1 protein-coding gene is annotated in these 258 nt (G+C 62.0%); it reads right to left on the minus strand.

What is annotated here, in order from left to right; translation table 11 throughout:
- A partial coding sequence (locus SB771_RS35535; RefSeq protein WP_410722109.1) for a Rieske 2Fe-2S domain-containing protein occupies positions 1–251 on the minus strand: 251 nt, incomplete at its 3' end.
- Positions 252–258 lie beyond the last annotated feature (7 nt).

Below are 258 nucleotides of genomic sequence, written 5' to 3' on the forward strand. Positions count from 1 at the left end.
TGGGCGCAGCGGTTCACCCATGCCGCGAGCGAACCGTCTTCGACCCGCGTGACGACCACGGGCGTGTCGCCCACGAACGTGCTCTTGAAATCGCCCGGCTTTGGGATTTCCGCTTCGAGCGCAACGAAATTCCAGGTCGGGCCGCGATAAATGCGTTCCTGCTCGCGCTCGTATACCGCTTGCGAACTGAATACCTTGTAGGGCACGCGCGAACCGTCGTCGTGCGGGAACACGACGTGATCCGTATCCACGTTGCTG

This window comes from Burkholderia sp. SIMBA_051, from assembly GCF_046534915.1.
Classification (GTDB): domain Bacteria; phylum Pseudomonadota; class Gammaproteobacteria; order Burkholderiales; family Burkholderiaceae; genus Burkholderia; species Burkholderia ambifaria.